The organism is Mesorhizobium sanjuanii, assembly GCF_002529485.1.
GTDB lineage: Bacteria > Pseudomonadota > Alphaproteobacteria > Rhizobiales > Rhizobiaceae > Mesorhizobium > Mesorhizobium sanjuanii.
Genome location: NZ_NWQG01000071.1, coordinates 1 through 9,151, shown reverse-complemented (window position 1 = coordinate 9,151; position 9,151 = coordinate 1). Strand labels below are relative to the sequence as shown.

Annotated in this window: 11 protein-coding genes; all 11 read left to right on the top strand. The window is 64.3% G+C overall.

What is annotated here, in order from left to right:
• The coding region (locus CN311_RS13070) for a L,D-transpeptidase family protein (protein ID WP_165779687.1) at positions 1–791 on the top strand (791 nt) is incomplete at its 5' end.
• A gap of 143 nt (positions 792–934) precedes the next feature.
• A complete protein-coding gene (locus CN311_RS13065) occupies positions 935–2,575 on the top strand; it encodes a Na+/H+ antiporter (protein ID WP_097574133.1) in 1,641 nt (546 codons plus the stop codon).
• 173 nt (positions 2,576–2,748) lie between these two features.
• A complete protein-coding gene (gene glyA, locus CN311_RS13060) occupies positions 2,749–4,062 on the top strand; it encodes a serine hydroxymethyltransferase (protein WP_097574132.1) in 1,314 nt (437 codons plus the stop codon).
• A gap of 75 nt (positions 4,063–4,137) precedes the next feature.
• Positions 4,138–4,728, top strand: a complete 591-nt coding sequence (locus CN311_RS13055; RefSeq protein WP_097574131.1) for a hypothetical protein — start codon at positions 4,138–4,140, stop codon at positions 4,726–4,728.
• Positions 4,729–4,855: 127 nt separating this feature from the next.
• Complete coding sequence (gene nrdR / locus CN311_RS13050; protein WP_097574130.1) at positions 4,856–5,335, top strand: transcriptional regulator NrdR; 480 nt, start codon at positions 4,856–4,858, stop codon at positions 5,333–5,335.
• Between the two features lie 2 nt (positions 5,336–5,337).
• Positions 5,338–6,468 carry a bifunctional diaminohydroxyphosphoribosylaminopyrimidine deaminase/5-amino-6-(5-phosphoribosylamino)uracil reductase RibD gene (gene ribD, locus CN311_RS13045; RefSeq protein ID WP_097574129.1) on the top strand — a complete coding sequence of 377 codons (1,131 nt, stop codon included), beginning with the start codon at positions 5,338–5,340 and terminating at the stop codon, positions 6,466–6,468.
• A 13-nt stretch (positions 6,469–6,481) separates the two neighbouring features.
• On the top strand, positions 6,482–7,099 hold the full coding sequence (locus CN311_RS13040) for a riboflavin synthase (RefSeq protein WP_097574128.1): 618 nt from the start codon (positions 6,482–6,484) through the stop codon (positions 7,097–7,099).
• Positions 7,100–7,156: 57 nt separating this feature from the next.
• On the top strand, positions 7,157–7,351 hold the full coding sequence (locus CN311_RS33645) for a type II toxin -antitoxin system TacA 1-like antitoxin (protein ID WP_115504249.1): 195 nt from the start codon (positions 7,157–7,159) through the stop codon (positions 7,349–7,351).
• A gap of 75 nt (positions 7,352–7,426) precedes the next feature.
• Positions 7,427–7,921: a 6,7-dimethyl-8-ribityllumazine synthase gene (gene ribH / locus CN311_RS13030; protein ID WP_097574127.1), complete on the top strand. Its 495-nt coding sequence runs from the start codon at positions 7,427–7,429 to the stop codon at positions 7,919–7,921.
• Positions 7,918–8,421, top strand: coding sequence for a transcription antitermination factor NusB (nusB, locus tag CN311_RS13025; protein WP_097574126.1), 504 nt, complete (start codon positions 7,918–7,920; stop codon positions 8,419–8,421). The genes ribH and nusB overlap by 4 nt, the downstream gene beginning before the upstream one ends.
• Positions 8,418–9,151 (top strand): MFS transporter (locus tag CN311_RS13020; protein WP_115504248.1); only part of this gene is annotated, 734 nt, incomplete at its 3' end. The genes nusB and CN311_RS13020, both read left to right, overlap by 4 nt.

The window sequence follows — 9,151 nt, the reverse complement described above, 5'->3', positions numbered from 1 at the left end:
CTTATGCGGCGATGAATGTTTCGGCGCCAATCCGGCTCGGCCAGTTGCAAACCAATTTGCAGCGCCTGCGCGAGCGCGCCGGCACTTTGGGCAACCGCTACGTTCTGGTCGACATCCCGGGCGCCCAGGTCGAGGCGGTCGAGAACGACCGCGTCGTGCTGCGCCACACGGCGATCGTCGGCAAGATCGACCGCCAGACGCCGATCGTCAATTCCAAGATCAACGAGATCATCGTCAATCCCTACTGGAATGCCCCGGTCTCGATCGTGCGCAAGGACATCATTCCGCTGATGCGCAAGGATCCCAACTATCTCAAGGACAGCCATATCCGCCTGTTCGCGCCGGATGGCAGCGAGGTCGATCCGATGACCGTGGACTGGTCGACCGACGACGCCGCGAAATACCGCTTTCGCCAGGATCCGGGCGCCGGCAATGCCATGGCCTCGGTCAAGATCAATTTCCCGAGCCCGGACGGCGTGTATATGCACGATACGCCGCAGCAGAGCCTGTTCGGCAAGATGATGCGCTTCGATTCCTCGGGCTGCGTGCGCGTCCAGAACGTGCGCGATCTCGTCACCTGGATCCTGCGCGACACGCCGGGCTGGAACCGCCAGCATTTCGAGGCGACGATCAAGAGCGGCGAGAACGTCCCGGTACAGGTCACCAATCCGGTGCCGGTCTATTTCCTCTACGTTTCTGCGTGGTCGACGGGGCCGGGCGTCGTGCAGTTCCGCGACGACATCTATGGCCTCGACGGGGCCAACGAGCTGCAGATCACTTCTGCTCTGTAACCAACTGATTCTTTTTGCTGAAAAGGCCGCCATAGAGCGGCCTTTTTTGCTTTCAGGTTTTCGCCAGCGCGTCCCTTATGTGTCGAACTGGACGTTCCACCCGGTTTTGCGCATGGTCCTGAAACCTCGTTCGGAATCGCGCCATGCAAGTCGCCGTCTTCATCCTCGTCGTGCTCGTCTTCGTGACTCTTTCCGGCGCGCTGGTCCGGCTCGTGCGCGTGCCGCTGCCGGTATTGCAGATCGCCATGGGTGCGGCACTGGCCTGGCCGGTGCGCGGCATCCATGTCGAGATCGATCCCGAGCTGTTCCTGCTGGTGTTCATCCCACCGCTTCTGTTCGGCGATGCCGTTGCCGCGCCGAAGCGCGAACTGCTGGCGCTGCGCGGCCCGATCCTCGACCTTGCCATCGGCCTCGTCTTCTTCACCATCGTCGGCTTCGGCTATGCCTTGCATTGGCTGGTGCCGAGCATCCCTCTGGTCGTCGCCTTCGCGCTGGCTGCGGTGCTGTCGCCGACCGACGCGGTCGCCGTCTCATCGATCGTCGACCGCAACGTTGTGCCGGCCCGGCTGATGCATATTCTGGAAGGCGAGTCGCTGCTCAACGACGCGTCGGGTCTCGTCATGTTCCGCTTCGCGGTGGCGGCCGTGCTGACCGGCAGCTTCTCCTTCGCCGCCGCTTCGCTGAGTTTCCTCTATGCCGTTGCCGCCGGCATCCTGGCCGGTGTGGCGGCCTTGATTATCGCCGCCAAGGCGCTGCAACTTTTGAACCGCATCGGCAGTGTTCCGGCCGAGGCGCAAGTGCTGGTGATGATCCTGATGCCCTTCATCGCCTATCTCGGCGCCGAATATGTCGAAGCCTCGGGCATCCTGGCGGCGGTCACCGCCGGCCTGTTGACGGGCGGTTCCGGTATTTTCCGCTACCTCGGCGTTTCGGCGCGCATGCAGACTATGTCGCTATGGACGACGCTTTCCTTTGTGTTCAACGGCGCCCTGTTCATCCTGCTCGGCCTGCAGCTTCCCGACATCATCCGCCACGTGCCGCCCGAGCTAAGCAGCCGGCATTGGCTGATCGAGCCGGTTGCCATGGTGCTGATCCTCACTTTGTGCCTGATCGCACTGCGCTTCCTGTGGATCTGGGTTGGTGACATCGCGGCACGGCTTGCCGCGCGGTTTGGCAAGCGCAAGGCCGAGACGTTCGGCCTGCGCGTGCGGCTTGCCGGCTCGGTGGGGGGCGTGCGCGGCGCCATCACGCTGGCCGGCATCCTGTCGCTGCCGCTCGCCATGCCCGACGGTTCGCCCTTTCCGGCGCGCGATCTGGTGATCTTCCTCGCCGCCGGCGTCATCATCTGCTCGCTTGTCATCGCCAGCCTTGCCTTGCCGAAGATCGCGCGCGGGCTGGTCGAGCCGGGCGAGCATCCTGGTGCCGCCGAGGAGCGGCGGGCGCGCGTTGGCGCGGCCAATGCGGCGATCGCCCGCATCGAGAGCGTCGCCAATGACGGCAGCGAAGGCGAGGAGGCAGGCGCCCGCCTGGCGGTGGCCGACAGCATCGTCGCCGGTTATCGGCGTCGCATCGCCGCCTCCGACGAGGCGGATGAAGCGCGCGCCGAGGCCCGCGAGGCCGGCCGGCTGGAGCTCGAACTCAGGCTCGCCGGCATTGAAGCCGAGCGCGCCGCCGTGCGCGCCATGTTTCGCAGCCGCGAGATCAACGACCATACGATGCAGGCGCTGTTTGCCGAAATCACGCTCACCGAGGCTCTGCTGAAGGGTCGGCAGGGAAGGAAATAGGGCCTGCGGACCCGCGCTGGCGCAATCCGGCCAGCAAATTTCGCGGCGCAAACGTGGCGGGGGCAAAGCAACTGTGTTAATGGCGCGCCAATGCATGTCGCCCAAAAGTGCGCAGCGGTTTTGGGGCAGCGATATGCACAAACAAATTGCCCCCGGATCAAGGATTTCAAGCCATGGCAACAGCAGCGGCAGTGTCGAACAAATTCGAATCCTTCTTCGAAACCACACTTGAGGATGCCGATCCGGAGATCTTCGGCGCCATCCGCAACGAACTCGGCCGCCAGCGCCACGAGATCGAGCTGATCGCGTCGGAAAACATCGTCTCCCGCGCCGTGCTGGAAGCGCAAGGGTCGATCATGACCAACAAATATGCCGAGGGCTATCCGGGCAAGCGCTACTATGGCGGCTGCCAGTTCGTCGACGTGGCCGAGGAACTCGCCATAGAGCGGGCGAAAAAGCTGTTCGGCTGCAACTTTGCCAACGTCCAGCCGAATTCCGGCAGCCAGATGAACCAGGCGGTGTTCCTTGCGCTCTTGCAGCCCGGCGACACCTTCATGGGGCTCGACCTGAATTCGGGCGGCCACCTGACCCATGGTTCGCCGGTCAACATGAGCGGCAAATGGTTCAAGGTCGTCTCCTATGGCGTGCGCAAGGAAGACCATCTGCTCGACATGGACGCGATCGAGAAGACCGCGCACGAGACGAAGCCGAAGCTCATTCTTGCCGGCGGCACCGCCTATTCGCGCGTCTGGGACTGGAAGCGGTTCCGCGAGATCGCCGACGCGGTCGGCGCCTATCTGATGGTCGACATGGCGCATATCGCCGGCCTGGTTGCAGGCGGCGTGCACCCGTCGCCGCTGCCCCATGCCCATGTGGTGACGACGACGACGCACAAGTCGCTGCGCGGCCCGCGTGGCGGCATGATCCTGTGCAATGACGAGGACATCGCCAAGAAGATGAATTCGGCGGTATTCCCCGGCCTGCAGGGCGGGCCGCTGATGCATGTCATCGCCGCCAAGGCAGTGGCGCTCGGCGAAGCGCAGAAGCCGAGCTTCAAACTCTACGCCGAGAGCGTTGCCGCCAATGCCAAGGCGCTGGCCTCCAGCCTGCAGGAAACCGGTCTCGACATCGTCTCCGGCGGCACTGACAATCATTTGATGCTGGTCGACCTCAGGCCCAAGAACGCCACCGGCAAACGCGCCGAGGCAGCCCTTGGCCGCGCCAACATCACCTGCAACAAGAACGGCATACCCTTCGACCCGGAAAAGCCCTTCGTCACCTCTGGCGTGCGTCTGGGCACGCCGGCCGGCACCACGCGCGGCTTCGGCCAGGCCGAGTTCCGCGAGATCGGCAAGTTGATCGCCGAGGTGCTGGATGGGCTCAAGGTCGCCAACTCCGACGAGGGCAATGCGGCGGTGGAAGCCGCGGTGAAGGCGAAAGTGACCGCATTAACGGATCGTTTTCCGCTCTATCCCTATCTCGGGTGAGTTCATTCATCTCGGGTGAACGTTAGTCGTTATCGAGAAGCGCCATTCGAGGCGGTTCGGGCAGGAGTGCTGACGATGATGCAAAATCTTGCCGGTGCTGGTGTCCTTTGTGCCCTGGCCGCATTGGCTGTCTTGCCATTGTCCAGCGTCGCCTCGGCACAGACTACAACGCCCGCGACACCGAAGATGGAAACATTCGGTAAATGGTCGACCCTGGTGGATGAGATCGACACCGGTGAGGACATACGCAAGACCTGTGCCGCCTCGACCGCCTTCGTCGACGGCAAAGGCAGTGCCGGCACGCTGACGCTGTCGATCTCGAACGGCGATGCTCTGCCGCCCGACGCCTATCCCGCCATCATGATCACCGTTGACAATAGGGATCTGCCGACCGGCAAGAACATCGCCGCGACATTCGGCGACCCCGGCGTCAAGGTTTCCGCGACGATCTATTCCACCGACGCCGTCAACGGCCGTCCCAGTTGGGTGGTGGATAACCAGGCCAAAACCAGCCTCGCCCTGCTGCGCGCCATGCGCAAGGCCACCTCGCTCGATGTCGTTTTCGGCAAGCAGGCGGTCGCCAGCATCCCGATGGATGGATTCACCAAGGCCTACCGCAATCTCGGCACGTCCTGTGGCTTCCCGACAAAAGACGTTGCGCCCTGACGCGACAGGCGGCTCTCGCAATTTTCTCCGCGCCTCGCTATCTCTGAGACGCGAAGGCTGCGTTTGCCATTCCGGCAAAAAGCTCTAAGCCTTTCGCCTCACGAGATTCGCGAACCGAAGGCTCTCCATGCGCTGTCCCTACTGCCAGTCTGAAGATACGCAGGTGAAGGATTCGCGCCCCGCCGAGGATGGCGCGGCGATCCGCAGGCGCCGCGTCTGCCCCGATTGCGGCGGCCGCTTCACCACTTTCGAGCGCGTGCAGTTGCGCGACCTTGTGGTGGTCAAGAAGTCCGGCCGCAAGGTGCCGTTCGATCGTGACAAGCTGCTGCGCTCGGTCGAGATCGCCGTGCGCAAGCGCAATGTCGATCCCGAGCGCATCGACCGCGCGGTGACCGGAATTGTGCGCCAGCTCGAAAGCTCGGGCGAGACCGAGGTCGCCTCGGGCGAGGTCGGCCGGCTGGTCATGGAGGCGCTGAAATCGCTTGATGACGTCGCCTATGTGCGCTTCGCCTCGGTTTATCGCAATTTCCGCGAGGCCAAGGATTTCCACGACGTACTCGGTGAACTGAAGGGCGACGAGCTCAGGGGTGACGAGGACGCCGGCTGAAAATGGCAAGGCCCGAACCCAGCAAAGCCGAACAGGAGAGCCTCGACCGCCGTTTCATGGCGGCGGCGCTCAGGTTATCTCGAAAGAACGCCGGGCGGACCTCGACCAACCCCTCCGTTGGCACGCTCATCGTGCGCGACGATGGCGACGGACCGAAGATCGTCGGCACCGGCGTCACCGCCGTCGGCGGTCGCCCGCACGCCGAGACCGAGGCGCTGGCCGAGGCCGGCGAACTCGCGCGCGGCGCCACCGCTTACGTCACTCTCGAACCCTGCGCCCATCATGGTCGCACGCCGCCTTGCGCCAATGCGCTGGTCAGTGCCGGCGTCGCGCGGGTAGTTGGCGCTGCGAGCGACCCCGATCCGCGCGTGTCCGGCAAGGGCTATGCGATCCTGCGCGCCGCAGGGGTCGAGGTGGTCGAAAAGGTGCTCGCCACTGAAGCGGCCGAGCAGATGGCCGGCTATCTGATTCGATCTCTGAAAAAACGTCCGGAAGTGATTCTGAAGCTTGCACTTTCCAGCGATGGCAAGATCGGCAGGGAAGGCGAGGGGCAGGTCGCGATCACCGGCGAGATCGCGCGGCGCGAAGTCTATCTGATGCGGGCAGAAGCAGACGCCATTCTGGTGGGCATTGGCACCGCGCTGGAAGACGATCCGGCGCTGACCGTGCGTTTGCCGGGGCTGGAGAACCGTTCGCCGGCACGTATCGTGCTCGACCGCCAGATCCGCCTGCCCGAAACCTCGAAGCTGGTTTCCGGCATCGACCGGGTGCCGCTCTATGTCGCCGCTTGTCTGGAAGCCGATCCGCACCGGCGGGCAGCACTCGAGCGCGCTGGCGTGCGCTTCATCGGCACGGAAACGCATGAGGGCGGCGTCGCCCTGCCGGAATTGCTGGAAGATTTGGCGGCGCTCGGCATGGCGAGCGTGCTGGTCGAGGGCGGCGCCAAGGTGGCGAGTACTTTCCTGGCGGAAGGGCTGGTCGACCGCATCGTGCTGTTCCAGGGGCCGGACGCGATCGGCGAGGGCGGCATTGCATCGCCCATAGACGCCAACCATATCCCGGCGGGGTTTCGCAAATTGCGCGACATGCGTTTTGGCGAAGACAGCTACGCCGAGTGGGTAAGAGATATCTAGGATCAGGGCCGCGATGTTTACTGGGATTGTCACCGATGTCGGCACCGTTGCCGCTGTCAGGCCGCTGAGGGAAGGGGTCGGCTTGCGCATCGACACCGCCTACGATCCAGAGACCGTCGCCATCGGCGCTTCGATCTCCTGCGGCGGCGTCTGCCTTACCGTCACGGCGCTGCCCGAACATGGCTCGAATGCACGCTGGTTCGAGGTCGAGGCCTGGGAAGAGGCGCTCAGGTTGACGACAGCCGCAACCTGGAAATCCGGCACCAGGATCAATCTGGAGCGGGCGCTGAAGATCGGCGACGAACTCGGTGGCCACATCGTATCCGGCCATGTCGACGGCACCGCCGAGATCGTGGCGCGCAAGGAGGAGGGCGATGCGGTGCGCTTCACGCTCGAAGCGCCGCGCGACCTAGCGAAGTTCATCGCGCCCAAGGGCTCCGTTGCGCTCGACGGCACCTCGCTCACCGTCAACAAGGTCGAAGGCACCCGCTTCGACGTGCTGTTGATCCATCATTCGCTGACCGTCACCACCTGGGGCGAGCGCGAGGTCGGCGACCGAGTCAATCTCGAGATCGACACCATGGCCCGCTATGCTGCGCGGCTGGTTGAGGCGGCGAAAGAAGGGCTTTAGACGATCCGCTTTGAAGCATCGGTCCTTGGCTGTATACGGTCGGTCAGGAGAACGACTATGACTTCGCCTGAATACAAGCGCCTCGATCTCTCTGTACGCGACAGCCAGGCCTTCGTGGATGCCCTTGTCAGTCCGAAGGCGGTAGACGATCGCTTACGCGAGACGGTGGCTAGATACCGTGAGACCACTGAAGGCGAAGCTGCGGACACTGCTCGGGTGTGTGGTGCGACAGGAACGGCGCGGAGCAGCTAGCATCCATTCCGGCAATCTTCCGCTTGCGATCGACCCTGCTTCGGCCTAAGTCACCGGCGATCCCCGGAGACATTTATGGCTGGCATATCCCAACACGGCAAAGCGTTCATCCGCCCGAAGCAGAAGGCGCACCTTCTCGTCATCGAGGCGCGCTTCCATGACGACCTTGCCGACGCGCTGCTCGAAGGCGCGACAAGCGCGCTCGAAGAAGCGGGCGCGACCTATGATGTCGTCACGGTTCCGGGTTCGCTGGAAATCCCGGCGGTGATAACCTTCGCGCTTGACGGCGCCTCCCAAGGCGGGACCGCCTATGACGGTTTCGTTGCCCTCGGCACCATTATCCGTGGTGATACCTATCACTTCGACATCGTCGCCAATGAATCCAGCCGCGCGCTGATGGACCTGTCCGTGCAGGAAGCGGCCTGCATCGGCAACGGCATCCTGACCACCGAAAACGACGCCCAGGCCTGGACGCGGGCCAGGCGTTCGGAAGGCGACAAGGGCGGCTTTGCCGCGCGCGCCGCGCTGACCATGATCGCGCTCAAGCAGCAATTGGGAGCGCCATCGTGAGCGAACCCGCTTCGCCCGGCCAGCCCGCTGCGGTGCGCCACGCCAACAAGCGCGGCGCGGCGCGTCTGGCCGCCGTGCAGGCACTCTACCAGATGGACGTGGCCGGCAGCGGCGTCTTCGAGACCACCGCCGAATACGAACTGTTCAGGCTCGGCAAGGAAGTCGACGGCGCGCTCTATCGCGAGGCCGACGCGCAATGGTTCCGCGCCATCCTCACCGGTGTCGTCGAGAACCAGAAGACCATCGATCCGGTCATCCGCCAGGCACTGACCGACGACTGGCCGTTGTCCAGGCTCGATTCGACCCTGCGCGCCATTCTGCGCGCCGGCGTCTATGAGCTGATGAAGCGCGAGGATGTGCCGGTCGCCGTCATCGTTTCGGAATATGTCGACATCGCCAAGGCGTTCTACGAGGACGACGAGCCGAAGCTCACCAACGCCGTGCTCGATCGCGTGTCGCGCCGGGTGCGTGGCGAGGGGCGCGGCAAGGACGCTTCATGACCGCCACGACTATTGCCGCCGGGGCCGGCAAGGAAGCGCGCCGAACGGCGTTTATTCTGGCCGCCTCGCAGGCGATTATCGGTTCGGCCGCACCCATCGCCATTTCGCTCGGCGCGCTGGCCGGGCACCATCTGCTCGATGCCGACAAGTCGCTGGCGACGGCGCCGGTCACCGGCTTCAACGTCGGCGTGGCTCTCGGTTCCTTGCCAGCCGCAGCCATCATCCGCTGGCTCGGCCAGCGCAACGGCTTCATGAGCGGCACGATCGTCACCGCGCTTGGCGGGCTCATTGCCACGCTGGCGCTGTTTAATCCCAGCTTCTGGCTGTTCGCTTTCGGCCTGTTGGTGATCGGCGTTGGCGGCGCCTTCGTCCAGCAGTTCCGCTTCGCCGCGGCCGACAACGCGCCGCCGGAGTTCAAGGCGCGCGCCATTTCCTTCGTGCTGGCCGGCGGCATCGTCACCGCCATCCTTGGGCCGCAGATCGTCATCTTCACCCGAGAATCCTTTGCGCCGGTGATGTTTGCCGGCTCGTTCGCTTCCATTCTCGTGCTGGCGGCCGTCGGCGCCGTCATTCTCTCGTTCCTGCGCATTCCGGCGAGAGCCGTCGGCAAGGTGGAAATCGCCGACGGCGATGCCCGGCCGCTCGCCGAGATCGTCACCAGGCCGCGTTTCGTCGCAGCGCTTTTCTGCGCCGTCGGCAGCTACGCGCTGATGAGCTTCGTCATGACCGG